The following is a 25458-nucleotide window of genomic DNA, read 5'->3' on the forward strand; positions in this document are numbered from 1 at the left end:
AACTGAAGAAAGAGAACCCAATCTGAGTTCTCTTTCTTTTTACCATATAAATAGTATATTTTTAGATGTCAACACATTGAAGTGTTTTCAAATCTTATCCTGCAACAACTTCCTCTGCATATACAGCACCTTCATAACAGGCATTGTAAATTGCTTTCAGTTCCTCTAAAACAGGCACTCTTGGGTTGAAACCTGTACAAGGATCTGCCAAAGCGTTGGCTGCAATATAGTCAAGGTTTTTATCCCAATCTTCTTTTGAAATTCCGAAATCTTTGATCGCTGAAGGATTGTTAACTTCAGAACGTAGTGTCTCAATAGCCTGAGCCAGTTCTTCCGTAGTTTCTTTCCCGATAACCTTTGCAAGTTCAGGATAACGTTCTGTAGCCAGCGCATTATAACGGATCACATTCGGAAGGAAAATAGCATTGGAAGCTCCGTGAGGAATTCCGTACAGCGCTCCTACCTGATGAGAAAGAGAGTGAACAATACCCAGCCATGCATTGTTGAAGGCTAAACCAGCCATAAATGATGCGTCATGCATATTCTGACGAGCCTGGATGTTATTCGGATTGTCTACGGCTTCTTTAAGATTATCAAAAACAATTTCTAACCCGCCTTTAGATAAAGCATCTGCAATATTATTATCAATATTTGAAACATAAGCCTCCACACAATGCGTCAATGCATCAAGACCTGTATTGGATGTTACATGTGCCGGCATTGAAGCGCAGATTTCCCCATCAATAATAGCAATATCCGGTGTCAATTCGTAAGAAACAACAGGATATTTTACGCCTTTCTCTCTATCTGTAATCACCGCAAGCCCCGTAGTTTCCGTTCCTGTACCACTGGTAGAAGGAATGGCAATAAACTTAGCTTTATTTCTCAAAACAGGAACTGTAAAAGGTTTGATTAAAGCATCAAATTCTACCTCAGGATATTCGTAAAATACCCACATAATTTTTGCAGCATCAATGGCAGAGCATCCTCCTAAACCGATAATCCAGTCAGGTTGGAAAGTATTCATAACCTCTGCACCTTTCAGACACGTTGCTGAAGAAGGATCCTCCTCTACTCCTTCAAAAATCTGTGTTTCGATTCCTGCCTCATGAAGGTAAGCCACTGCTTTATCAAGGGTTCCGCTTTTTCTCATGGAACTTCCTCCTGTTACAATAACTGCTTTTTTTCCTTTGATATTTTTTAATTCATCAAGACTTCCCGCACCATGGAAGACTTCACCTGCAATAAATAGTTTGCTCATTTTCTTATCTGATTTTAATGATACAAAATTAGACAAGCCTTCATAAGCCCTGTTATACAAACGGGACTACGCGTTATACATTTGCGCCAGTTCCTGCTGAAGTTCGGTGGGAGTTTCTTTGAGCTTTGCTTTTACAAATTTATTGAGAGCTGAAGGGGAATTAAAACCCAGATCAAAAGCAATTTCTTTATGGGAAAGGTCTGAAAACATCAGCTGCCGTTTAATTTCCGTTAAAATACGGTTATGTATAGCCTGAATAGCAGTCTCTCCACAATGTTTTTTGGTAATAGAGTTTAGCTTTTTGGAAGTAATGGCCAGTTCTTCTGCATAATACTGAACCGTTCTGTGTTGTTTATAATGTTCATTCAACAGCTTTTTAAACCTTACGTACATAGGCTGGTCTGCTGTTTTTTCATGTAGAACCGGATGCAGTCCGTGAATCGATTCAATGAGTCCAAGAAGGACAATTTTAATGTAAAATCTGGCCTGTTCTTTCTTTATAAGGGTTGGCTGTTCGTAAATTTCTTTGATGATTGAAGTGTTGCGTAAGCTTTGTTCAAAGTCTTCCCCTGAAAGTATCGTACAGTTAAGCTGTGTAGAAAGATTAACATTATAGGTACTCAATTCATTTTTCAGAATATCAGAACAAAAGAGTATTTCCTCAAACAGGATAATCTTCCCCATCAGATCTTCATTTGAATCTCCTACAAAATGCACCTGTTCCGGAAATATCACAGAGATTTTTCCCGCTTTTATCCAATGAATTTTATCTTCAATATACACCTGAAGTTTACCCTGTTCTACAATAAAAATACAGAAATGATCTTTTTTGTGAGGCTTTGCATATTGATCCAAGTGATCTTTAGTCAAATCAAAAACCCTGAAAGACAAATTTTTATCTTCCTGCTTCTGAATATTTTTTTTAATCTCCAGTTTCTTCATAGTTCCTTTTACCGCAGCAAAGTTAGGATTAAAAAAAGTTATACGTCTATCTGTCTTAAATAAAAAGCCCCTAAATAGGAGCTTTTTGTAAATTTAGAGTTAAACTGTTTTCTTATATTAATCCAGCTTATCAGCTAATAATTTGCATGGACAAATTAATCATTCTGCTTTCTTCCTGAATTCATCCAGGCTGTATATCCCAGGACCGGTAAAAAACAGGAGTAAAGAGCTGCTAAAAAATAAGAGGGCAATTTCTCCTCTGAAGGTGGTTATATCTCCATGCTGAACCAAGATAAACGCAACCAAAGTATTGAATGCAATTACAAAAGAAGCTATTTTCGTTTTGAAACCTAATAATAAAAGTAACGCACAAAAAACATCGGAAAAAGCAGCAAACAAAAGCCCAGGCAATTTTCCTATATGCAAAGGGTCAGCAATTTTCGAGAGCATTTCAGAGAAGTGAAACAGTTTTTCATGCCCATGATTTATATAAAGAATCATACTGATCATCATCCTGAAGAAGAATAAGCCCTTGTCTCTGTTAAAAAAAATCGTGATTTTTTTCATAGTTCATTCCATACAAACAGAAACTCCCAAACAAAGTATTGAGAGAGAGTTTCTCATGAGTTTTTAATTATCTGCCTGCCCTATTTCAAGCTTGTTTATTTTCCCTTCTTTATTAAAATGGAATTTAAAATAGGCTTTAAAATCTCCGTATTTATCACTGTGGAATGCTCCATACACTGAATTTCCGTTATCCTCCACTTTGTCAATGCTTACGAAATTTTCAATAAGAATGGCATGGGTTGAAAATTCTTTCAGATCTCTTGGATTACCATCATCAAGCAACACTGCATCTTTAGCAAAAAGAGACATCCATTTTTCTATATCACTTGCCTGGAAGGCTTCAATAGCCTGTTTTACTTTTATATTTTTAATTTTCGAAGTATCCATACTCTTTATTTTTTTGTGTTGATGGTTTTGATACCGCTGTCCACAAGCATTCAGACTGCAAGCCATCATCAATACCATACTTAATAATTTAAAAATATTCATAGTAGTATTTTACTGATTAGCTCCGCCATTGACTAATAAATGCTGCCCGTTCACAAATGAAGAAAGATCACTGGCAAAGAATTCTGCAATATTGGCTACATCTTCTACTTCCGCCAGTCTTCCCATCGGACAGCTGTCAATCAGGGATTTTCTCAATTCAGGATAGCTTCCTTCTTCCGCAAAAATTCCCGAATGATCTACCGCAAAAGGAATAATTGTATTCACCGTTACTCCACGATGGCCAATTTCTTTGGACAATACATCTACCAAATATCTTGGTGTTGTTTTACTTCCGCCATACACAGCCATCCCGGGAACAGGAAAAGCTGTGGTACTTGAGGCAACATAAATGATACGTCCATGGTCTTCCACGTTCAAAGCTGCCTGCTGCATGGTAAAATAAGCCCCTTTGGTATTGATGGAAAAAAGTCTGTCAAACTGTTCTTCCGTGAACTGCGTTACAGGAGTTTCCACCATTTCAATTCCGGCATTGGCAACAACAATATCTATTTTCCCGAATGCTTTTTTAGCTTCCTCAAAAAGGTATTTTATTTCAGACACTTTGCTCACATCTGCCTGAACGGAAATAACCTTTCTTCCCATAGCCTTGATATTGCTTTCTACCTCATCTGTGGAAGCTTTGTCACGGGAATAATTTAATATGATATCTGCACCCAGCGCAGCATAACGTTCTGCAATAGCTTTTCCCAAACCTCTTCCTGAGCCGGTAATAACAGCTACTTTATTTTGTAATGAATTCATTTTTTTAAATTTTAATAATGATTGTGTGTAATAGTTGTTATTGAACAGTTGATTTTGATGTCTGTCTTTCATGAATCATATCAACTACCTTATTGTTCAGCCAGGCAAATAGAAATCCTGCTAAAATGGGTATTAATAAGTTGAGTACAGGCAATGGTTCCAGTGGAGGATGAGCTCCAAACAGGATGATTAAACCCAGAAACCAGGCAGGAATATTGTTCAGCTTTTTTGTTCCTGCAAAGTAGGCTAATGATCCTATGTACAGGAAAACTGCCACGGGAAAACCTAACCCTCCGATCAACTGCTGCAATCCGCCAGCAGAAACCTGTATCAGAATCGCCATCATCATTCCCAGTACAATCTGTAAAAGTGCCCAAAGTGAGGTTTCGATCTTTTTACCGAAAATATAGAAACTGACCCAGGCTACAAACATCACCCATGTAGGCCACTGCAAAGAAAAAGAAACAGTGACAGCAACCGCTCCGAAAAATCCGAAAGCAATAGCAATTGGTAAAGTCTTCATAATGTAATAGTATTGGTGTATGATATTAAGCCATAGCCCCATTGGCTCCAATCGTTTGTCCGCTGATCCATTTGGCATCATCACCAGCCAGAAAGACAACAATTTTGGCGATATCAGCAGGTTCTCCCAAACGGTTAAAGGCATTTAAAGAAGCCAGTCTGTCTATTACTTCCTGAGGTTTTCCTTCTGTAAACAATGCGGTGTTAGTAGGTCCCGGAAGTATTGCATTCACATTGATTCCTCTGCTTCCCAATTCTTTAGCGAAAACACGGGTTAATTGTTCCACAGCTCCTTTAGTCGCTACATAGGTTCCATACGTTGGCATCATCACTCTGGTAGTTGTTGAAGAGAAATTGATAATACTTCCGTTATCAGCAAGTTTAGTGGCAGCTTCTCTCAGAGTATTGAACGTTCCTCTTACATTGATGTCAAACTGACGGGAAAAGTCTTCATCAGTAGTGTCTTTGATCAGTTTGGTAATCATAATTCCGGCATTATTTACCAATACATCAATCTTACCATAATGACTGATTGCCTGATCGAATAACTGTTTTACAGCCTCAGCATTGCTCACATCTGCCTGTATGGCAATCGCATTCCCTCCATTATCCTGTATGGATGCAACTACTTTTTCAGCAGCATCTTTTCCGCCAGCGTAGTTAACAATAATTTTTGCTCCGGCTGAAGCTAATTGTTGTGCTATTTCAGCCCCGATACCTCTTGACGCTCCGGTCACAAGGATTACTTTGTTGTTTAATGTACTCATATTACTTTGTTTTTATCAATGTTAATTTGATAGGACAAAGTTGGCACTTTACACCTCCGGAGAACGTACAAGAATTATAGCAGATGTTGCAAATTTCTAAGATTCTTTTCTGAAGTATTGTTTTCTGTACTCCACAGGGCTGATAGAAGTATGTTTTTTGAAATAATTGCTGAAATGAGAGGTTTCCAGAAAGCCCAGACGGGCAGCGATTTCTTTGATACTGAGTCCTTCATCCTGCAGCATTACTTTTGCTTCGGTAGTCGCTTTATCCGCAATCCATGAACTGATTGTTTTTCCGGTTTTACTACTGATCACACTTGACAGATAGTTAACATGGAGTGACTGCAGATCTGCGTAATCCTGAACTCTGAACTGGGTATTGGTTTTTCCGTTAATCAGATCTCTGAAATGCCGTTCAATATTCTGTTTAAAGTTTTTTACAATCTGAGAGCCTCGGTTTCCTTCATAAATAGGATTATATTCCTGGAAGAAATATTCTTTAATTTTCAACAGTAACGCAATCACAAGAGCTCCGATAATTTTATTCTTATACAGGGAACTTCCTCTATATTCCTTATGAATCAACGTGTATAGTTCTTCTATCTGACTAAACTGACCGGAAGTTAAAACACGCGGTGAAACCACTTCGGACAAAAGAAACGAGAAGTCATTATAGACATCATCATGTACATATTCTTTCAAAAATCCTTCTCCAAAGGTTATCAGGCAGGTATGTTCCAGTTTTTCCCATTCGAAAATGCGGTAATTGCCGGGATTGGTGAAATAAACGGTGTCTGAAGTCACTTCAAATCTCTGATCATCAATGGTATAATATCCGAATGCACTTTTAATAAACAAGAAGCTGAAATAATTAGGACGAAAAGGTTCTGAACGAAAAGGTAAATCATGGAAAGTTTCTTCCAGGTAATGAATGGTAAAGCCGGATTCTTCTTCCAGATAATCTACAGGAAGTCCCAGCTGCTGATAGAGCTCGCGCAAAGTGCGTACATTCAGATTACCGTTTGCCATTGCTTTAATTTTCGGGTAAATTTAGAAATTTAATTAAAGTATAGCCATTGTAAACCCTAAAAATTATTTTCCAACATTTTCCTTCTATCAGGGGATTGAAACAGATATTTCATCATTTTTCAAAAAAACATCAAAAAAAGTTTGTTTTTATGACCAATCGGTCATATATTTGCATCATTATTTAGTCTTATCATGGCAAAAGGGGAAGAAACCAGACAGTTCATTATAGAAAAAGCAGCACCTATTTTTAATACAAAAGGAATTGCAGCTACTTCTATGAGTGATATTATGGAGGCAACCAAATTGTCTAAAGGCAGTATGTACGTCCATTTTGAGAATAAAGAGGTTCTGGCCTGTGCCGCTGTGGAACATAATATGAAAATGCTAAGCGACAGACTTCAAAGAGCTTTAACCCAACATAAAACTTCTAAAGAACAGTTATTCGCTTATATTGATTTTTTTAGTGATCCTAATCATCCTCCGGTGGTAGGAGGCTGTCCTTTATTAAATTTCGGAACGGAAGCTGATGATACCAATCCCATTGTAAAAGAAAAGGTAAACCGTTCTATTAAGCAGGGTCAGGATTTACTTTCCGGTATTATTGAGAGAGGAATTGCCCATAAAGAATTCAGAGCAGACTGGAATCCGGCAGAATTTGCAACGGTTTTATTTGCCATGCTGGAAGGTGGGCACCTGATGTCACGAATGTCCGGTAATAATGATAAAATGGAAGTTATTGGCAACAGTCTTAAAAAAATGATAGAGGAAAATGGACTATAATTTTTTTTGTCACAAATATGACCGATCGGTCATTTAATATAAAACAACTTTTATAAAAAGTATAATCATAACAATCAATTAAAAAACAGAACAATGTCAAAAACAGTTTTAATTACAGGTGCATCAAAAGGTTTCGGAAAAGCATGGGCAGAAGCTTTTTTAGCAAAAGGATACAAAGTAGCGGCAACAGCCAGAAATGTTGAAACCCTCCATGATTTAAAAGAAAAATATGGAGATTCTGTATTGCCTTTAACGTTAGATGTAGATAAAAGGGAAGAATCTTTAGCAGTGGTTCAGAAAGTTCATCAGCATTTTGGCAGCATCGATATTCTGATCAATAATGCAGGATATGCATTAACGGGAGCAGTTGAAGAAACAAACGAACAGGAAGCCAGAGCACAGTTCGAAACGAATTTCTTTGGAACATTATGGCTTACACAGGCAGTACTTCCTATTATGAGAGATCAGAAAAGCGGTCATATCATTCAGGTTTCTTCTATTTTAGGATTGGCAACTTTACCTACTATGGGACTTTATAATGCTTCTAAGTTTGCCCTGGAAGGATTAAGCGAAACTTTAGCTACAGAAGTGAAAAGCTTCGGTATTCATGTAACTTTAGTAGAACCTAACGGCTATGCATCCAATATCTGGCATACAGGAATCAATACCCAAAGTAATCCGGCTTACGATGATGTGAAAAAGGCTTTCTCTGAATCTGAAACCTCATTTGGAAATGTAGAAGCAACAGCTCCTGCCCTGATAAAGTTAGCAGAAACTGAAAATCCTCCATTGCGTTTATTGCTTGGGAAAGTAGCACTGCCATTTGTAAAACACAATTATGAGCAAAGATTAAAAGTATGGGAAGAATGGAATGATTTATCTGTAGAAGCCCACGGGTAATTTCCCAAAAATGTACTCACAAAATAAGCTCCGTTTTTATCAAGAACGGAGCTTATTTTTTTATTCTTTTCCGAGATGAGCAACTGCACCCTTTTCCAGCCTTTCTTTTCATCTGTTTCATACTTATATCGTTTTCCTGTTCACCTCAGGGAATGTCTATTTCATTAATGAATATGACTACTTGAACAAATTACCCGTTTAACAGCTGTTTTTCAGCGCATAATTTTGTCCCATCAAAAAGAAAAACAGATCTAAAATCTAATACAACAAAGCAATGAAAACAACAATTTCAACCATTATGTTAGCAGCAACTTTTATTCTAAGTACACCTGCTATTTCAAAAGCACAGATTAACAAGGCTACTACATCTTCATCAAAATCGGATACCAGTATACGCCCTTTTCACATCAGTATCCCGCAATCTCAATTAGATGATCTAAAAAAAAGAATCTCCGAAACCCGTTTTCCGGATAAAGAGACTGTGAAAGATGCATCTCAGGGAATTCAGCTTGAGCAGTTAAAAGAACTGATTACCTATTGGGGCAATGGATACGACTGGAGAAAGGTGGAAAATAAACTGAACGCTCTTCCGCAGTTTGTAACCAATATTGACGGACTTGATATTCAGTTTATCCATGTACGTTCAAAGGAAGCTAATGCAATGCCTCTGATACTCACTCATGGCTGGCCAGGCTCTCCGCTGGAGTTTATCAATACAATAGGTCCTTTGACTGATCCTGTAAAGTATGGAGGAAAAGCGAGTGATGCATTTGATGTGATTATACCAGCAATTCCGGGTTATGGCTTTTCAGAAATCCCTGCCGAACTGGGATGGAATCCTGACCGTGTTGCCCTTGCCTGGGATGTACTGATGAAAAGACTTGGCTATAAAAAGTATGTTTCTGAGGGTGGTGACCACGGATCTGTAATCTCTGATGCGCTGGCAAAACAGGCTCCTTCAGGTCTTTTAGGAATTCACCTTACAATGCCTGCAACTATTCCTGCTGAGCTTGTAAAACCGATCAATGTAGGTGATCCTGCTCCTGCCGGACTTTCTGCTTCAGAAGCACAGGCTTATAATGCCATGAGTACTTTCTTTGGAAGAAATGCAGCTTACGGAGGAATGATGGTTACACGTCCACAAACTACAGGCTATTTACTTTCCGATTCTCCAAGCGCTTTAGCCGCTTTTCTCTATGAAAAAATTGCAGAATGGAGTGAAAGTGATCTTCATCCTGAAAATGTAATTGGCCGTGATGCCATTCTCGACGATATTACATTGTACTGGCTGACCAATACAGGAGCATCTTCTTCTCGTTTCTACTGGGAAAACAATAAAAATAATTTCAGTGCAGAAGCACAGAAGACAAAAGACATAAAAGTTCCTGTAGCGATTTCGGTATTTCCTCACGAGATTTATCAGGCTCCGGAAAGCTGGTCAAAACGTGCTTACCCTACTTTGTATTACTATCATAAAGCTTCAAAGGGTGGACATTTTGCAGCCTGGGAACAGCCACAAGTCTTTACAGAAGAGCTTCGAGCAGCTTTCAAAGATCTAAGAAAAAAACTTTAAAACAATATTGTTCAATCTAAATAATAAAAATATGGAATTAAATACCATTCAGGAAGTAGAAAATACAACCGTAGTCAATATCAGTAAAGTGTTGTATTCCGGTAATGTCATCGTAACCGGAGGTCGTAACGGAGCAGCGAAAAGCAGTGATGGAAAACTGGATATTGAGCTGACATCCCCCGGTACAAAAGGAAACGGAACAAATCCGGAACAGCTATTAGCAGCAGGATGGTCGGCCTGTTTTATCGGAGCTATGCATTTGAGTGCTGCTACAATGAGAATTACCCTTCCTTCAGACCTGTCTGTCAATACCTCAGTAGATCTGGCAACCCATGATGAAGGATTTTTTCTGCAGGCCCATTTACAGGTCATTTTACCGGGAATGCCGGTAGAAGAAGCAAAAAAAGTTGTGGAAACAGCCCATGCAACATGTCCTTATTCCAAAGCTACCCGTGGGAATATTAATGTAAAGATAGATGTAGTAGTCTAATTTGAGAATGTTTTTACCATGCTGATTAAAGCCTTCCTTGCCACAAACAAGGAAGGCTTTTGTTTAATTATGATTGAAGTAAGTAATTTTAATTTAAAATATAACTATTTAGCGGCAGTAGTGACTTTATTGAATGCATAAGGTACTACTCCAATTCCCAATGTAAGTAAAACGCCAACGAGATTATTAAGATCGGGAAAGACATTGACATCAAAATAATTCCAGATGGCAAAAGTGGTAAGAACACATGCCAGACCTACAGATACCAGCCCGCTTATAAAGGCAAGAAAACGGCTTACACTTGTATTAGGTTTTTCGGTATTAGAATCTGAAGTGTTATTAAGTGTTGCAGAGGCTTCCTTCATGGCCTGCTGACTTTCAGGAGAAGCGGCTAAAAAAGCTTCTGTTTGTTTTGTTTTTTCTATCTCTATCTGAACATTAGCATCCTTATCCAGAAGAAGATCTTTTAAAGAGACTTTATCTTTTTTTAGTTTAAAAAAGACAAGACAGGTGATCAACAGGAAGAGCAAAATAGGAGAAAATGCAATCCACTTTTCAGCATCAGTTATAGGAATTACCTGTGGTACAGGTGGTTTTGGAGCAGGTGTTTGTGCCAAAAGACCAGCATACGTAAAAAATGCGGTCAACGATAGGAAAAGAGTCAATGGTTTCATAGGTATTAGTTTTCAGGTTATTATTATTTACTTTGAATGGCATGGAATGCACTTTACAGCACACCACTTATTTCATCACAAATTTTGGCATTATATAATAACCTGTCAATTACCCATTTGGGTAATATCATTTCCTAAAATAAGAAAATATATAAACTGAAAATCGATCTTTTTCAGTTATTCAAATACCGAATTGACTTTCCATTATCAGTTCCCAAAATTGACAAAATGAGGAATATCCGTAGCAAAACTGTTCATCGGTAAAAGATTATTCCTGTTGCTGTTAAAATCAAAAACTGAATTATTATCAAAAGGAACACGAGGGTAATACATGAACGAAATCTGAATCCTGTTGAAAACCAGATAGGGATTATTAATTAAAACACCTATTCCGATTTTTGTATTTACTTTTGTTTTAAACAGTTTATCATCAGGCATTCCCAGCCAGCCAACTGCTGTTGTCAAATAAGGACTGAAATGGAAATTCTTCCAGGTCTTATTAATAAACAATTGAAGCTGGTATCGTAAAACCAGTTTTTTAGTTCCGATATAATCCGTATTGTAAACAGGAAATTCATCTGCGGAAGAAAGATTTATTCTATCTTTATAAGAGTAGTTATGCTGTGGATTTCCCAAGGCTAATGTAGGAGAAAAGAAATGCCTTGCTTTGGCAAATTTCCAGTCCATAAGATGGGTAAAATAGGTTGCATCAAAACGGAAAGATTCCCTGTTCTGGCTGTCTTCATTAAAAAACCTTCCAAACTGGCCTTTCACCGTAAAGTATCCCAACTTTGTAAAACGGCCGTAAGATGCAGAAATTCCTACATACGGATTCACTTCTTTATTTCTGGATAAGCCTCCTGCAATAAGGTTCACAGAATTACCGTAGGCAACATCCTCAGGCAAATCATATTGGAAAATATTTTTCTGAACCGAAAAGTTTCTGCGGATAAACCCTACAGACATCAGGAAGCTGTTATAAGAGCTGAAATACTGGTACTGGTCGATTCCAGGACTATCTTTGTACCTGTAATTCTGGAACCTTCCTATAATGGCAATATTACTGGATATTTTTTCATTGGGATCCGCTGAAACCGGAATCTGATAACCTCCCCATAAATCCTGACTGTATACTTTGATCTGAACTTCGGGAAAAGTGGTATCTGTTTGTATCGGAAGTAACACTTTCCGCATAAAATATTCAAAGGTAAAACCTCCCGCCCATTTCGTTAAAGGAGAGAAAAAGTCTCTTCTAAGACTGAAATTGATTCTTTCATTTCTCGAAAAATCCCTTTCCCCAAGAAGCTGAGCGTTAATATAAGTACCAAAAAGATTATAGGTGGTGTAGCTTCCTAAAAGATAATCCTGCTTCTCTTTGGAATCATTTCTGTAAAGGAAATCCAATGTGTGTCCCAGCCCCAGTACATTTTCTTCAGTAACCCCCAGACCAATCTTGCTTCCGGAATAACTGATTCTCGGTTTCAGACTCCAGGAATCAAGAACCCTTACAACAACATCTATAGAATCTTTACTGGAAGTACTGTCAGAAACACTGATATTCACCCTGTTTATAAAAGGCATTGTTCTCAGCAAACGTTCAGATTCGTAGAGCTTCTGGGCATTGTATTCTTCTCCTTCTTCAAAAAGCAAAAAATTATTGACGGTTGATTTTTTAGTACTGGCATGAAGATGATCTGCCACCCAGTCATACCATTTCGTTCGTTCTTTACTGTCCTGCGAGCCGTATCCGAAGGGGTCAATGGTTTCAATCCTGACCTTTCTGATAATTTTTTTATTATACGTCTCCTGAGAAAGCTTTTCAGTATTGGACTTAACAGAAGTGGAATCCGGTTCTCTACGAAATATAAAGCGGTGAATGAATTTGGTAACTTTTCTTTGATCCGAAAATTTTTCTATTTTGTAATAAAGCGAATCTTTCTTCTCTTGTGCATTTAAAAAGAAAAAACCACTTAAAAAGAAAATCAGAGTTACAGTCGTTCTAGTCATTAGTCATCATAATTCAATACAGTTTGTTGCATCAATTTGCAAGCCAATAAGGCTTAAAACATATAAAAGAAGCAACTTTTATGGGAAATAAGAGTGAAAGCTGCTTTCTAAGACCAATTTCTTTCTACAATTTAAGATTCTCTTTTCAATTTTCTCGATTAAAGTTTCAACGGAACATCTAAATTCCCCTGCTTTAATATTAATGTAAATGAATTTCATAGAAGATTTAAAAAAAAATTTTGAAGTACCTTTAAAAAGCTTCCGAAAGCTTGAAAGATACTTATTCCTACCTTTTGAGAACATCCTTAGTTTTTTATTTTACGGAAAACCATAATGAGATAACGGCATTACAAATTAATTTTACAAATACTATTTCATGAATAGTAGAACAATATTTATAAATGTCAAATAATGACAGCAGAAGAAATAAGAGAAATAGCAATTGACAGTTGCAAAACCTATTACGAATATCTACACCATAACAATAAAGGTATTCAGGAAGTTGATGTTTTTGATTTAGAATATTTGCCAGGCAAGAATACAGTGATTAAGCTTCGTTTGTCTGCAAAACTTTTTGATACAGAGGCTGTTTTTTTCAGAAATTTCCGTAATAATAAAGATTATGACCCCACAGATATTAAAATTATTGAATATGACAATGACAAAAATATACTTTTAATTAAACCCTCTGAAAATATATTATCCGATTTTATAGGGTTACATAAAAATGACCTTAAGGTAGTCTCGGATCTAAAGTTTCTTGTTGAAAGAGTAAAAGATTGGTATGTACATAATGGAAGTAAACTCTCCTTACCTACTCGAGTTTCAAAATACTCAGAGGATTTTCAGAATATAGATTTTTTCCAGGAGAAAAATCTTCAACCTTCAGAAAACCAAAAACAGTCCTTAAAAAATATTTTCACAACCCCATTCTCTTATGTTTGGGGAGCTCCTGGTACAGGCAAAACACAATTTGTCCTTGCCTACGCTGTACTTCATTATATAAGAAAAGGAGATACTATCGCCATTTTAGCCCCTACCAATAATGCGATTGAGCAAGTTTTAAAAGGTATACTTAAAATGACTGATAAGGCTGGAATTGACAGAAAGCAAATTATACGTCTGGGAACACCCTCCAAAAAATTTGCTGAAGAATTTCCAGAAGTTTGTGAAGAAAAAGGGGTTCAAAAAAAACTGGCAGAAATAGATAAACAAATTGATATTCTGGAACGAATGTTAAACTTTCAAAATGAGCAACAAGCCATTGACAGATTCATGAACTTAACCCCTGAATTTGATTATTTAAGTGAACTTTCTGAGCACATAAAACAAGAAACAGCCTCACTAGCTGAAGTTAATACCGAATTCAAAAAAAAGCAGATAGAAATTAAATTTTTCACTGAAAATAGTATTAAACAAACTCAACAATTAGAAATAAATATTGCTAAAATAAATTCTATTTCTCATAAAATTATCAAAGCATTTACCCGTAAACCAACGCATGCAGAAAAGGAAGTTTATGAAATTAAAAAGAGAATATTTAATTTAAATAAAGTTCTGGAATACTCAAAATATGAACTCTCTGAAATCAGCAAGAAAAAGACAGCTCAAGAAAGCAATTTAGTCAAGTTAAAAAAAAACGTAGCTGTAAGAATCAATGATCTGATTAACCAAACAAAATATTTTCCAGAAGTTCAGTCAATTCTTTCGAATTTGTCAATTGTAAATATAAAAGAAATTAAAAAAAAGGCATACACTGTAATCCTTCACAAAAGAGATAGGTTAAATGTTGACAAGCATTTATTTTCTGAATATAAAAATCACGATTCAGATATCATAAAATCTGAATTGGAAAGATATGTATATTTACGAGCTAAACTAGCTATTTCATCCACTGAAGAACGCTTAAAATCTGTAAATATAATTGCCTGTACTTTAGATGGCTATATTGGACGTTATGCAGAATCAAAGTTGAATGTTGAGCATATTTTTCTTGATGAAGCAGGGTATGCCAATATAATTAAAGCTTTGACATTATTTAATCATTCAACCCCCATTTCATTTCTGGGTGATCATAAACAATTGCCTCCGGTTTGTGAAATTAATGACAGCAGTATTGAAAGAGATAATAAGTTTTATAATATGTTTTTATGGGCTCAATCTGCCATTTTCTTAGACACTCTCTTTTCAAAACCAAAAGACTTCTCCAGAAATCAATATCTGATCAATTCAGAATTCAAATCTGAAAATATTTCCAAGACTTCTTTAAACTCTACCTATAGATTCGGAAATAATCTAGCTCAAATTCTGGCTAAGCATGTTTATGAAAATGATTTTACCTCAAATAACCCGGAAGGTGAAACACAAATACAATATATTAATGCTAAAAAAATTGAAGGTCCAAAATCAAGAGTCTCAATGAATGAAGTTTCAGAAATAATGAAACTTGTTTATAATCTTAAAAAAGATGGAACTGAGGACTTTGTAATTTTAACACCCTATAAAAAACAAATAAAATTACTCAACAACTCTTTGCCACAAGAAAGAAATGATCTAAAAATCCTCACTGTTCATGGTTCTCAGGGTAGAGAGTGGGATACTGTAATTTTAAGTATTGTAGACACTTATGATAAATGGTTTGTTGACACCACTATTCCTATTTCTAAAGGTCTTAATTTAGTTAATACTGCAGTTAGTAGAGCTAAACGAAATTTAATTGTAGTTTGTGACAAAAATTATTGGGTAGAACAAAATGGACAGCTTGTAAGTGAACTTATTAATTGTGGAAAAGAGATAAAAAATTAAGATGAGCTTATTCATAGTAGTATAATTATATTTTCGAGTCTTGTTTATGATTACATTTTTACTCGAAACTAAATAAGCTTTCCTGTAATAGGAAGGCTTATTTTAATTATCTCTTAAGCTAAAATCAGTTTTCCTTCATTCTTCAAAATTATCTAATACTTTACAATCACATTGTTTTACAACATTTTGTAATTTAACTTTTATTTCCTGGATAATATTCATACCATTAAAAGCTAACTTAAATCATAAAGTAATACCATCGGGGCAATCTTTTTTTGATTATTTTTACTCATTATAAATAAAAATAATACATGAAAAAATTCGTACTTACGGGAATAGCAGTTATAGGAGGATTTCTGACAGCCAATGCACAGTGTAAACCTGTATCCACTCTTTCGGAAAACTTTGATACCTGGAAAGATATCAATAAATGCTGGACTGCTCAAGCCGGGAAAGCCATGCTGTATGCAAGTGACAAAAGAATTGTATTTTATTCAATGACCAATCCTGGAGAAAATATGTATCTGGTAACACCGGAAATCAAAGCCGGAACTTATACGCTTTCTCTTGATCTTTCAGATAATGGAGGAGAAACAACATTAGAACTGTTCTCAGTAGACAATCCTTCCGAGGTAAAAACATATGTTTCAATTACTAAACCTTCCAAGATAACAGGAGAGAAAAAAGTATTTACAGTTTCTTTGAAAAAAGATTCACATTTAGGGTTGAAAGTCTTACTGAATGGAGTACATCAGGCGGTTTATATGGATAATCTGTCTCTACAGGCGAAGAAGTAGATCCTTAGGATAAAAAGGTCCCAAAGAACTATATTTGATCATAAATTCAGGCAAATAGTTATAGTGGTTACCAATAAAAAAGCATCTGTAAAAACAGATGCTTTTTATATAGATTACCTACAACAATTGTTCAAAAAACTAAGTTCATACGCTATGTTCTTTAAAATTAAAACTAAAAGTTTGATTAAAACAGTTTTAAAGGTATATCCTCCAGTAAAACTTAGAGAGAAAATTCTTCTCTGAATATTTCATTTTTAGTTTTTAAAACTTCATTAATTACTATATAATATCTAATCATTAATCATATTCGAATTTCCCATAATTATTCTTCGGAAGCAAAAATAGCATGTAGAGATAAAAGGTCTGAGATGTACAATAAAAACTAGCGTTTGTAGATAAAATATGACATATCGTGATAATTCATCATAAAAAAGAGTATATCCAACAGATATACTCTTTAAAAACTTAGAAAAAAAACGAAGTAATATATACCCTTATTACTTTAAAGATGAAAAGATGCAGATTATACCAAAAACATACGTTTCCATTTTGTAACGGTATTTCTGCTTAATTTAAAATGTTTGGCTAACTGACTGTTATTTAATTGATGTTCTTTTTGATAATCAAGCATTTCGAAAATAGCCTGTTTATCATAAGATTTGAATTTTTGACTTTCAGATAATCCGTCCAAAAATATAATATTGTTAATCTTTAAAACATCGGACAAAGACATTGTATCTTTTGACAGATATTTTTTTACATATTCCCGTTTATCCGGGCATTTAGACTCTATGAAATCATGATAAATCCGTTTGTAATTGGGACCGGTATTTATTGTCTGTACTTGCTTATCCATTTATTCAATGTCGATTTAGGAATTCCGTATTGATTAATGATTTCAACCGGAGTCTTCTGTTTATTTTCTAAGAGCTCCAACATATAGTCTATAATTTCTTTTGTATATAAACTTTTCCGGAATTGAGGCAGTTTTGATTTTACTCCATTCTTATTCTGGCTGGCAACGGGAGCATATAGTATTAAATGATTGGAGTAGAGACGAAAAAAGTCATATTCCAATAATTTTGACCATTTTAGAAGCACATCTACCTCTAATGATTTCATAGAATACATTTCCAGGATCTCTTTTTCTGTTGAATGTAAAAACCTACAGATTCTGTTCATATCAATATCCTGTTCATTTACACGCTCATGCACTAAAGCACCAATATGAATATCTTTCAAATTTTCCATCTTAACTCATCTATCTCTATTCAAAAAAATAACATCATTTATCAGAAGTAAGTTTTTGATTTTTATTTACTCAATTGTTGGTTATATTTCCTAAAAGCTTTTGGGTTTCATTTTTACTACAAAAAGTAATATCAATGCTTCTTTTTAATAGCTTACCTGAAGAATTTGAAAAAAGAATTATTAAAAATTTTCTAAAGATTCGCTCCTTTATTTCTATCCTTTCAATTTTTTTTTGAGGCATTTCAAAGACCGGCGTTTTATTTCTACCGGAAAGCCATTGATAGTTTTTAATGGAAACTACCTGTCCGGAATTCTCATATTCGAATATAAACCGGTTCTTTAAGATCCCGTATCCTAATACAAGTAAAGCCATTCAGAAAAATATCCCTGAAAATAACTGATACCCAAAGTACCCAAGAATAATAATGATCAAAAAAAGCAAGGTAAGTACAACTAACTGAAAAGTCATATAATTGCTTACTTTTCTTTTATTATTTATTTTCATTACCCTCCAATTTATAGAAATTGTTTATTCTTATTGATTTTCTATACACTCTTGAATTCAAATGGCGGAATATTACTATTCCGCTCATTCAAAAATGTAATTAAAAATCTTAATTCTTATAAAAACTATATCCTGTAGACTGTACTCCCCAGTTCTGTAAAAAAGCAGTATCTGTAATAGTAGCACGGGAAGATAAATTCTCTATTCCATATAACAGCTCTACTTTATATTCAGCATTCGGATCAATACTAATCCCCGTTCCGTCACCTACGCTATAGTTGGCATAAAAGAAGTATCTGAAATTGGCATTAGTAACAGGGCCATTAGGATAAGGATTACCTGAGCTGTCATTAGCTGCTGCAGCACCAAAATAGGGTGAAATTTGCGAGGTCTGCATGACTACCGTTACTGTATTTTGTTCTGTCCAATCATTAACACCAGGACCCGTTTTTTTATAAAGTCTTGCATAGGCTCTGCTATTGAAAAATACAGGAAGTTGAATTCTACCTGTTCCTCCCTCTATAGAGGTTTGAGAAAATGGGCCTAAATCAGCATAATTCATCTCAAACCATAATCCCCAGGATACGGTACCTCTTCGTATAGAACTTTGTGGAAATTTCAATGTAATCGCAGAATTGGGAACTACCCAGCAATTATCAGCTGCTATCTGATTAAACCCGCCATTTTGTACTGTATTTCTTATGGAGTTTAAATCTACATTCCTTGCATCATTTTGCCTTATATTACTATCCAGATTATATACAATAAAATCATTTGGATCAAGAGGCTTGAACATTCCCACATTTCCATCGGCATCAGCTACCATTGGAGTTCCAGCGGGAATAACCGGTAAAGTTCGGACACGTAACTCTCCATTTACGTCCAATGTTTTTGTAGGTGATGTTGTATTAATTCCAACATTTCCGGTTTGTGCAAATATACTAGTAGATAAACCCAGTAATACTGCAGTTAAAATTGTAGTTTTTTTACTTTTCATCATAATTAAGTTTAAATTTTTGACATTCATCTGTTTATTGTTCATCTTTTTATTTTTAGAAGTATATGTCTTTACATGATGTATCTATACTTTTTCATTTAATACAGAGGAGGGATGTTCTCCTCTGCAAAAATGACCCTGAAAACTTATTTAAAATGCTTGGGAACATATTTAACACTAGTTGTTAAATCAGGTAATAAATTGATGGAACAAAGATCTGATAACCAATACGGATGGTAAAATAATTATTGTAAAAATAGATAGCTATAATTGTAATTTTTAATCTGATTCGGTGTAGTTTATAAATGACATTTAATTCTTTTAACAATCATTAATTTTTACTACATTTATAATAATTGAATGGACTCAACACAAATGCATTAACCACCTTTAACTTGCCCCCATGTCTTTTAAAGCACTCATATTGCTATTATTATTCTGGATACAGCTTTGTTATGGCCAGCAAACAGCTTCTGTATGGTATGACACAGATAATGGACTCCCACAGAACAGTGTAAAAGATATCATTAAAGATAAATATGGATTTATATGGCTTAGTACAGAAAACGGACTGGTGCGTTATGACGGTTTTAATTTTGTAACTTATAATCATCTTAATCTTAAAAACAACAGATTTACCTCTTTTTTTGGAAGTGTTGAAAAAGACTCCATTTATAATTTTACAGCGTATACTGAAAACATCACTCTGCTATCCAAGAGAAAAGTAAGCGTGTTGTATAAGCAGACCAATTGTACGAAAAAAGCATTAAATGAAAGTAAATTATATAACTTATTTGTAAAAAACAGCAGTCCGGAAAAAATAGATAATAAAGATTATTTCCTCTATTTTGATAAAAAAAACTCCTATCATCTGTTTAATAATGGTACCATACAATATAATGGTAAAAAGATGGTACCCATAAAAGATTTGCATGAGAACTACATAGCCAACACTTTTTGTTTGGGACAAAATATCTTTATCATTTCCAGAACATTACAAAAAATTATCAAAATTTCGTCAGGGCAAATCAGCTATTTAGATGCTTCAGACATTTTCTTCCAACATAATGTCAAAATATACTGGAGTCAAATTAACAATCAATGTTTTATCTTTCATGATAATACGTTGTATAAAGTTTCCTATCAAAATAATGAGATCGGTTTAAACAAAATGATACATTATGATCTTAACGAAAACTCATTAGCTTCCATTTATTATGATGAGATCAACAATAAGTTATATCTCGGCACATTATCAGACGGATTGAATGTAGTCAAGTTTAATAATTTTCATGTAGCCAACCGTTCAGATAAATCTTATGAAAATATTTTTTATTCGATACTTCCTTTTGATGATGATAAAGTAATAACGTCTTCAGGTGATGTGTACAATGAAAATGGACTGATAAAACAGTATCATTTTAATGCAACAAGTAGATTTTTTATGCTTTATGACCGTAAAAAAAATATTATGGTTCAAAACGGGACCAGCTTAGTTCGTTTTTTCAAAAATTCCAATTATTCAAAAAGTGAATCTCTATATTTCGGACAAACGCCATCACATGTACTGAATATCAACAATTACTATGTGATAATGTTTCACAAACCTACTTTGAAGTCTATTCTTACATTCTATAAAGACTCTAGTTTTCAAAACTCTTTTTTACAATTTTCCATCCCCAATGTTGTTACATCTGTACAGGAATTGAGTAATAATAAATGGCTGGTCGGAACCAGAGACGCTTTGTACTCCATAGAAGCACCCTCTTTCGTTCCTAAAAAAATTTCTACCATCCCCTTAAATATAAGAGAAATCACCAAGACAAAGGATGGAAATTTGTGGGTTATGACTCAGGGAAACGGCTTTTTTCTTTATAAAAAAGGGCAGCTCATTAAAATGCCGGAAGATAAAAACGGATATCTTTCATTTTCCCATACTATTCTTGAAGATAAAAACGGTTTTCTCTGGATCAGTACCAATAATGGTTTATTCAAGGTATTTAAAGACAACCTGCTGCAATATTCTCAGGACAAAAAAGTATTGCCTAATTATTACCGATACAGCAAGGAAGACGGCTTTAATACGAATGAGTTTAACGGAGGATGTTCTCCCAGTTCTTCAGTTCTTCAGAATGGAAATTTCGTATTCCCTTCTATTAAAGGCCTGGTATTTTTTGATCCTGAAAAAATAAGATGTTATTATCCTAAAAACTTCTTTTTAGAGCGCGTTATTTTCTATGACTCCAAAAGCAAGATAAAAGGGCAGGATATTCATCTGGAAAACAATTTTTATAAAGCAGCAATCTGGGTAGATGTACCTTATTATGCCAACAGAGCTAATTTGGTGATCGAAGCAAAACTGAAAGATTCTAAGAATGAAAAATGGGAAAGGGTAAACAGTGATGGGAAATATTATATCTCAAATCTGGAGCCAGGCCAATATCAGCTTATTGTAAGGGTATTGGTTTCCCCAAAAGGCAAATATCTATACAAAACACTCAACATTAAGGTAAAGTACTTATTTTACCAAACCCTTATTTTTAAATCCTTTATTGTTTTACTCCTCGCCTTCATTGTATTTATCCTCTTCAAAATAAGAATAAAAAGACAGGAAAAGAAAAAAAGAGAGCTTGAAAAAATCATTGCAATAAGAACCCGGAAATTATCAAGAACGGTCTCAAAATTGGAATATACCAAGGAGCAGCTCCGAAAAGAGAGCATACAGCAGAAAAAGCTATTGGAGACGATAAGCCATGATATTATTACGCCCATCAAATTCTTATCTATCACTGCCCAAAAGCTGTATGAGACTGATGAACATGATCGTTATATACAGAAGAAATATTTTGAAAGTTTCTACAAATCTTCTGTTGAGTTTTACAATTTCGTGAAAACCTTAAAAGAATATGCCGAGATTTATAATATTTCAGAAAAAAATGAAATCTATAATGTCTATGAAGTGGTAGAAGCTAAAAAGACTCTTTTTGAAGTAGCCGCGAAAGAACAAAATACTCTTATTGTTAATAATATTCAAGATCCTACTTACTCAAAAATCAACCAAAATGTAGTTGCTGTTATCATCCATAATCTCATAGACAATGCAATAAAAAATACCACCAATGGAGTCATAGAACTTTCTACTATTGAGAATGACAACGTCTTTTCCCTGGAAGTAAGTGACACCGGTAAAGGCATGAGTAAGGAACAAATGACCTATTATGAAAAGCTTCAGGATAATATTGAAAATGAAAAACTCGTTTTACAAAAATACAGTCTAGGATTACATCTTATTCTTCAGTTACTGATGATGATCAATGGTAAAATTGAATTTAAAAATAACACGCCCAATGGAACTATAGTATCAATTAAAATAAAAAACCCAAAACATGACTAGAAAAATTATTATTGCAGATGATCATTTCGTAGTAAGATTAGGCACTACCCTGATTTTGGAATCCCACTACAAAGATGTCAACATTTCCTGTGCAGAATCTTATACAGAACTCACAGAAAAGCTATATGCCGAGTCATTTGACCTCTTAATACTGGATATTAATATGCCGGAAAGCAAATATTTAAGCATGATTGGTGAATTAAAAACAATACAGCCCAATCTTAAAATTCTGGTTTTCTCTGTGTATGACAATGATATCGCAGTACAGTATATCATTGAAGGTGCTGATGGATATATTAATAAACTTTCTGATGAAAACAATATTCTGGAGGCAGTTCAGCAAATTTTTGAAACCGGAACTTATTATTCTCCGGATATTGTGAAAAAACTGGTTTCTTCTGCTAAAAAAAACAATCCTGTAAATCCGCTGGAAATATTATCAGAAAGAGAAAAGGAAATATTTGATTTACTGGCTAAAGGCTATGGTAATATTGAAATATCGAATGAATTAAATCTTCACCTATCCACAGTAAGCACCTACAAAGCAAGAATTTACAAGAAACTGAATATAAAAAACACAGTAGATCTTGTTAGATTAGGAGATAGAAACCAAGCACATAAATATAAATAACCAATATAAAAAAACGGAATAAATATTCCGTTTTTTTACATGGTATTCTATCAGAATCGTAAAATTCTTTATTATGGTCTTATTAATGCTTTTTTTGATTTAATTTTTTGTGATTTTTGGGTTAAACTAAGTAGAGTATTGATTAGTTTTTGCTGTAAATCAATTTGTTTTTGCTGCTGTATAACGTGTAAATACAATTCTTCTACTTTTTCCAGAGTTTGGGTAGACAATTTGGTAATATCAAAAGAATATCCCTCATCTGTTTTTTCCAGTTCCCTGATGGAAGTTACGCCAGGCAAATGTTTGTGCTGCTCAATAAATTTTTCTGTGTCATAGATATTGGCAAATTTATAATTTGAATTAATGCTTGATGTACCGTTGAAATACTGATCAAATACATAGTCAGGATAAGTAGCTGCAGCAGTTTTGATACTTCCGTTTACATTTAATTTTTCTAAACCAAAAGCAGGTTCAGTACTATACCCTACTGCCAGATTATTAATTGCTGTAATATTTCCTGCTGGCGAAATTTGCATTCGCAACTCCCCTAAAGCATCTCCTGCCGATGTTGTTCTAAAATCAATTCCGGTAGGAATATGTGTACTGCTGGTTCCTAAAGAAAGAGATGAACTTTTTCCGGTAGCCATAATCTGTGCTGCCGAATTGGTATCACAATAGATAAATAAAGAATAGTTTCCACTATTGGAAAACCCCATTGAAGATCTTGTTCCTGTACCAGAATCCTGCACTATACCAAGGCCGGCGCTATTATTAATGGTTGTAGTTTGTTGGTTCACGAATCTCAGATCCTTTCCATCTTGAGTAACCGTTCTGGTATTGGTAAGGGTACCATCTGCATTATAGATATTGTTATAATTACTGATCAGTTTCTGCCATGCCGTACCATCGAAATAGTAATATCCAGTACTGTTGATATTAAGCCTGGGTCCTGTATTATCACCAGCTGAAATATCTGTAATATATATCAATGTTCCTTTTTGATTAGCTCTGTAAAGAGCATCTCCTTTGGCAGAAAGTTGCGCACGGGTAAGTCTTGGTGCCTGAAGTCCGTCAATATCAGTATTTCCTAGTTTTCCATTAACATCCAATGTGGAATTAGGAGTTGTAGTGTCAATCCCGACTCCTGCTGTCTGAGCAAAAATGCAAGCAGAAGTTACTAATAGGGCTGCGGTCAATAAAGTCGTCATTTTTTTTTTCATTATTTTAAATTTTAGTGTTTTAATTTTTTAAAATGAAAAATATTGGATGAGCAAATAAATAGGACTCTCATATCCTAACCTGTGCATTATTAAAACAATGCAGAAAGGTATTCCCTATACTAAAATCGGAACAGAAAAAATGAGCTTTTGTGTTTAAGAATCCATAAAATCATCATTAAAATCTTTACAAAAGTATGACCTGACATAAGTATATGATTCTATGGAGGCTTTTTAACACTACTTTTCTGAGACTTTAATTATATTTTATTATTCTTTTATTTGCATTTTCATCATTGTGACTTAATAAGTCTGTATTTTTCAAGTACTAAACTAATTCATATTTGTTGATACAAATTTAAAATACGGAATGTAGAAATTTAACTTAATCATGTAGAAACAAATCGCCACCAATGTAGTATTACATCTTACGTATGTAGTTTAAAAACTACATAAATCTGTAGATAGTGAAATATAAACAAACCAAAACAACTGTTTTACAGAGTGATATCAATTATAATAATCCTCCGTCAGATTGACAGGAGGATTATTATGGAAGTTGACAGACAATAAAACAATTCTCTTAAATTATGATGACTGAAGCAGTTTTACCGCTTCTTCATTATTTTGCATTACAGCATGCTGCAAAGCTGTATTACCTCTATTATCCTTAACATTTTTATCTGCTCCGTTTTCTAAAAGCAATTTTATGATTTCTGTTTTGGCAAAAACAGCAGCATAAATAAGAGCCGTTGCCTCATTATAATTTTGAAGGTTTACGTTCGCTTTATGGGAAATCAACAATAAAATCATTTCTTTATGCCCTTTAAAGGTTGCCCCCATAAGGGCAGTATTGCCGCTATTATCCTGCAGGTCAGGCTGAGCGCCATTTTCAAGCAGCCATTTTGCCACCTTATCATGATGATGATACACGGCAAGCATTAAAGGCGTATACCCTTCCTCATTTTTAGAATTGATTTCCTTTTTAAACTGAGAAATTGCTTCTACATTCCCTGTCTTTGCATAAGAAAAAATATCCTGTGCATTCACTCTGCTCATAACAAAAAGCATCATGATGATAGAAAAAAGATATTTCAT

General features: G+C 34.6%; 23 protein-coding genes. 8 read left to right on the plus strand and 15 right to left on the minus strand.

What is annotated here, in order from left to right; translation table 11 throughout:
• Positions 1–94 precede the first annotated feature (94 nt).
• From CQ022_RS05565 to CQ022_RS05600, 8 genes are all read right to left on the minus strand, one after another.
• Entirely contained in the window at positions 95–1261 is a 1167-nt protein-coding gene (locus CQ022_RS05565) for an iron-containing alcohol dehydrogenase (RefSeq protein WP_105681970.1), read from the minus strand.
• 66 nt (positions 1262–1327) lie between these two features.
• On the minus strand, positions 1328–2203 hold the full coding sequence (locus CQ022_RS05570; RefSeq protein WP_105681969.1) for an AraC family transcriptional regulator: 876 nt from the start codon (positions 2201–2203) through the stop codon (positions 1328–1330).
• Positions 2204–2362: 159 nt separating this feature from the next.
• Entirely contained in the window at positions 2363–2770 is a 408-nt protein-coding gene (locus CQ022_RS05575) for a DoxX family protein (RefSeq protein WP_105681968.1), read from the minus strand.
• A 63-nt stretch (positions 2771–2833) separates the two neighbouring features.
• The gene (locus tag CQ022_RS05580) at positions 2834–3259 is read right to left on the minus strand and encodes a nuclear transport factor 2 family protein (RefSeq protein WP_228421586.1); all 426 of its coding nucleotides are present in this window, start codon (positions 3257–3259) and stop codon (positions 2834–2836) included.
• A gap of 9 nt (positions 3260–3268) precedes the next feature.
• On the minus strand, positions 3269–4021 hold the full coding sequence (locus tag CQ022_RS05585; protein WP_105682753.1) for an SDR family oxidoreductase: 753 nt from the start codon (positions 4019–4021) through the stop codon (positions 3269–3271).
• A gap of 37 nt (positions 4022–4058) precedes the next feature.
• Complete coding sequence (locus CQ022_RS05590) at positions 4059–4544, minus strand: DUF1097 domain-containing protein (protein WP_105681967.1); 486 nt, start codon at positions 4542–4544, stop codon at positions 4059–4061.
• A gap of 25 nt (positions 4545–4569) precedes the next feature.
• Positions 4570–5310 (minus strand): SDR family oxidoreductase, encoded by a 741-nt coding sequence (locus tag CQ022_RS05595; protein WP_105681966.1) that lies wholly within the window; start codon positions 5308–5310, stop codon positions 4570–4572.
• Between the two features lie 96 nt (positions 5311–5406).
• A complete protein-coding gene (locus CQ022_RS05600; RefSeq protein WP_105681965.1) occupies positions 5407–6339 on the minus strand; it encodes a helix-turn-helix domain-containing protein in 933 nt (310 codons plus the stop codon).
• Positions 6340–6531: 192 nt separating this feature from the next.
• Between CQ022_RS05600 and CQ022_RS05605 the strand changes: the two genes are divergently transcribed.
• The 4 genes from CQ022_RS05605 to CQ022_RS05620 all read left to right on the plus strand — a co-directional run bounded on the left by CQ022_RS05605 (position 6532) and on the right by CQ022_RS05620 (position 10082).
• Positions 6532–7119 (plus strand): TetR/AcrR family transcriptional regulator, encoded by a 588-nt coding sequence (locus CQ022_RS05605; RefSeq protein ID WP_105681964.1) that lies wholly within the window; start codon positions 6532–6534, stop codon positions 7117–7119.
• Positions 7120–7212: 93 nt separating this feature from the next.
• On the plus strand, positions 7213–8019 hold the full coding sequence (locus CQ022_RS05610) for an SDR family NAD(P)-dependent oxidoreductase (RefSeq protein WP_105681963.1): 807 nt from the start codon (positions 7213–7215) through the stop codon (positions 8017–8019).
• A 274-nt stretch (positions 8020–8293) separates the two neighbouring features.
• Positions 8294–9592: an epoxide hydrolase family protein gene (locus tag CQ022_RS05615; protein WP_105681962.1), complete on the plus strand. Its 1299-nt coding sequence runs from the start codon at positions 8294–8296 to the stop codon at positions 9590–9592.
• Between the two features lie 31 nt (positions 9593–9623).
• Positions 9624–10082 carry an organic hydroperoxide resistance protein gene (locus CQ022_RS05620; protein WP_105681961.1) on the plus strand — a complete coding sequence of 153 codons (459 nt, stop codon included), beginning with the start codon at positions 9624–9626 and terminating at the stop codon, positions 10080–10082.
• Positions 10083–10186: 104 nt separating this feature from the next.
• Here the strand turns inward: CQ022_RS05620 and CQ022_RS05625 are convergent, their stop codons facing one another.
• Together CQ022_RS05625 and CQ022_RS05630 are read right to left on the minus strand one after the other, a co-directional pair.
• Positions 10187–10756, minus strand: coding sequence for a hypothetical protein (locus CQ022_RS05625; protein ID WP_123864388.1), 570 nt, complete (start codon positions 10754–10756; stop codon positions 10187–10189).
• A gap of 207 nt (positions 10757–10963) precedes the next feature.
• Entirely contained in the window at positions 10964–12763 is a 1800-nt protein-coding gene (locus tag CQ022_RS05630; protein WP_105681959.1) for a hypothetical protein, read from the minus strand.
• A gap of 411 nt (positions 12764–13174) precedes the next feature.
• Between CQ022_RS05630 and CQ022_RS05635 the strand changes: the two genes are divergently transcribed.
• A complete protein-coding gene (locus CQ022_RS05635) occupies positions 13175–15568 on the plus strand; it encodes a DEAD/DEAH box helicase (RefSeq protein WP_105681958.1) in 2394 nt (797 codons plus the stop codon).
• Between the two features lie 311 nt (positions 15569–15879).
• Positions 15880–16365 carry a hypothetical protein gene (locus tag CQ022_RS05640; RefSeq protein WP_105681957.1) on the plus strand — a complete coding sequence of 162 codons (486 nt, stop codon included), beginning with the start codon at positions 15880–15882 and terminating at the stop codon, positions 16363–16365.
• A 523-nt stretch (positions 16366–16888) separates the two neighbouring features.
• Here CQ022_RS05640 and CQ022_RS05650 read toward each other — a convergent pair.
• The 3 genes from CQ022_RS05650 to CQ022_RS05665 form a co-directional block, all read right to left on the minus strand.
• Positions 16889–17221 (minus strand): transposase, encoded by a 333-nt coding sequence (locus CQ022_RS05650; RefSeq protein ID WP_105681955.1) that lies wholly within the window; start codon positions 17219–17221, stop codon positions 16889–16891.
• Positions 17197–17616 carry a transposase gene (locus CQ022_RS05655; protein WP_105681954.1) on the minus strand — a complete coding sequence of 140 codons (420 nt, stop codon included), beginning with the start codon at positions 17614–17616 and terminating at the stop codon, positions 17197–17199. The genes CQ022_RS05650 and CQ022_RS05655 overlap by 25 nt, the downstream gene beginning before the upstream one ends.
• Before the next feature lie 614 nt (positions 17617–18230).
• Positions 18231–19121, minus strand: a complete 891-nt coding sequence (locus tag CQ022_RS05665) for a hypothetical protein (protein WP_123864389.1) — start codon at positions 19119–19121, stop codon at positions 18231–18233.
• Between the two features lie 400 nt (positions 19122–19521).
• Between CQ022_RS05665 and CQ022_RS05670 the strand changes: the two genes are divergently transcribed.
• Both CQ022_RS05670 and CQ022_RS05675 read left to right on the plus strand, forming a co-directional pair.
• Positions 19522–22512: a two-component regulator propeller domain-containing protein gene (locus CQ022_RS05670; RefSeq protein ID WP_105681951.1), complete on the plus strand. Its 2991-nt coding sequence runs from the start codon at positions 19522–19524 to the stop codon at positions 22510–22512.
• Positions 22505–23143, plus strand: a complete 639-nt coding sequence (locus tag CQ022_RS05675) for a response regulator transcription factor (RefSeq protein WP_105681950.1) — start codon at positions 22505–22507, stop codon at positions 23141–23143. Before CQ022_RS05670 ends, CQ022_RS05675 begins: the two co-directional genes overlap by 8 nt.
• A 71-nt stretch (positions 23144–23214) precedes the next feature.
• Here CQ022_RS05675 and CQ022_RS05680 read toward each other — a convergent pair whose 3' ends face one another.
• Together CQ022_RS05680 and CQ022_RS05685 are read right to left on the minus strand one after the other, a co-directional pair.
• Positions 23215–24363: a hypothetical protein gene (locus CQ022_RS05680; RefSeq protein WP_105681949.1), complete on the minus strand. Its 1149-nt coding sequence runs from the start codon at positions 24361–24363 to the stop codon at positions 23215–23217.
• A gap of 585 nt (positions 24364–24948) precedes the next feature.
• A complete protein-coding gene (locus tag CQ022_RS05685) occupies positions 24949–25458 on the minus strand; it encodes an ankyrin repeat domain-containing protein (RefSeq protein ID WP_105681948.1) in 510 nt (169 codons plus the stop codon).

The sequence above is a fragment of the Chryseobacterium culicis genome (genome assembly GCF_002979755.1).
Taxonomy (GTDB): domain Bacteria; phylum Bacteroidota; class Bacteroidia; order Flavobacteriales; family Weeksellaceae; genus Chryseobacterium; species Chryseobacterium culicis_A.

What these genes read in the sequence shown, in the direction of transcription:
- CQ022_RS05565 (WP_105681970.1), bottom strand. Translation starts at nt 1,261, where the DNA reads ATGAGCAAACTATTTATTGCAGGTGAAGTCTTCCATGGTGCGGGAAGT.
- CQ022_RS05570 (WP_105681969.1), bottom strand. Translation starts at nt 2,203, where the DNA reads ATGAAGAAACTGGAGATTAAAAAAAATATTCAGAAGCAGGAAGATAAA.
- CQ022_RS05575 (WP_105681968.1), bottom strand. Translation starts at nt 2,770, where the DNA reads ATGAAAAAAATCACGATTTTTTTTAACAGAGACAAGGGCTTATTCTTC.
- CQ022_RS05580 (WP_228421586.1), bottom strand. Translation starts at nt 3,259, where the DNA reads ATGAATATTTTTAAATTATTAAGTATGGTATTGATGATGGCTTGCAGT.
- CQ022_RS05585 (WP_105682753.1), bottom strand. Translation starts at nt 4,021, where the DNA reads ATGAATTCATTACAAAATAAAGTAGCTGTTATTACCGGCTCAGGAAGA.
- CQ022_RS05590 (WP_105681967.1), bottom strand. Translation starts at nt 4,544, where the DNA reads ATGAAGACTTTACCAATTGCTATTGCTTTCGGATTTTTCGGAGCGGTT.
- CQ022_RS05595 (WP_105681966.1), bottom strand. Translation starts at nt 5,310, where the DNA reads ATGAGTACATTAAACAACAAAGTAATCCTTGTGACCGGAGCGTCAAGA.
- CQ022_RS05600 (WP_105681965.1), bottom strand. Translation starts at nt 6,339, where the DNA reads ATGGCAAACGGTAATCTGAATGTACGCACTTTGCGCGAGCTCTATCAG.
- CQ022_RS05605 (WP_105681964.1), top strand. Translation starts at nt 6,532, where the DNA reads ATGGCAAAAGGGGAAGAAACCAGACAGTTCATTATAGAAAAAGCAGCA.
- CQ022_RS05610 (WP_105681963.1), top strand. Translation starts at nt 7,213, where the DNA reads ATGTCAAAAACAGTTTTAATTACAGGTGCATCAAAAGGTTTCGGAAAA.
- CQ022_RS05615 (WP_105681962.1), top strand. Translation starts at nt 8,294, where the DNA reads ATGAAAACAACAATTTCAACCATTATGTTAGCAGCAACTTTTATTCTA.
- CQ022_RS05620 (WP_105681961.1), top strand. Translation starts at nt 9,624, where the DNA reads ATGGAATTAAATACCATTCAGGAAGTAGAAAATACAACCGTAGTCAAT.
- CQ022_RS05625 (WP_123864388.1), bottom strand. Translation starts at nt 10,756, where the DNA reads ATGAAACCATTGACTCTTTTCCTATCGTTGACCGCATTTTTTACGTAT.
- CQ022_RS05630 (WP_105681959.1), bottom strand. Translation starts at nt 12,763, where the DNA reads ATGACTAGAACGACTGTAACTCTGATTTTCTTTTTAAGTGGTTTTTTC.
- CQ022_RS05635 (WP_105681958.1), top strand. Translation starts at nt 13,175, where the DNA reads ATGACAGCAGAAGAAATAAGAGAAATAGCAATTGACAGTTGCAAAACC.
- CQ022_RS05640 (WP_105681957.1), top strand. Translation starts at nt 15,880, where the DNA reads ATGAAAAAATTCGTACTTACGGGAATAGCAGTTATAGGAGGATTTCTG.
- CQ022_RS05650 (WP_105681955.1), bottom strand. Translation starts at nt 17,221, where the DNA reads ATGGATAAGCAAGTACAGACAATAAATACCGGTCCCAATTACAAACGG.
- CQ022_RS05655 (WP_105681954.1), bottom strand. Translation starts at nt 17,616, where the DNA reads ATGGAAAATTTGAAAGATATTCATATTGGTGCTTTAGTGCATGAGCGT.
- CQ022_RS05665 (WP_123864389.1), bottom strand. Translation starts at nt 19,121, where the DNA reads ATGATGAAAAGTAAAAAAACTACAATTTTAACTGCAGTATTACTGGGT.
- CQ022_RS05670 (WP_105681951.1), top strand. Translation starts at nt 19,522, where the DNA reads ATGTCTTTTAAAGCACTCATATTGCTATTATTATTCTGGATACAGCTT.
- CQ022_RS05675 (WP_105681950.1), top strand. Translation starts at nt 22,505, where the DNA reads ATGACTAGAAAAATTATTATTGCAGATGATCATTTCGTAGTAAGATTA.
- CQ022_RS05680 (WP_105681949.1), bottom strand. Translation starts at nt 24,363, where the DNA reads ATGAAAAAAAAAATGACGACTTTATTGACCGCAGCCCTATTAGTAACT.
- CQ022_RS05685 (WP_105681948.1), bottom strand. Translation starts at nt 25,458, where the DNA reads ATGAAATATCTTTTTTCTATCATCATGATGCTTTTTGTTATGAGCAGA.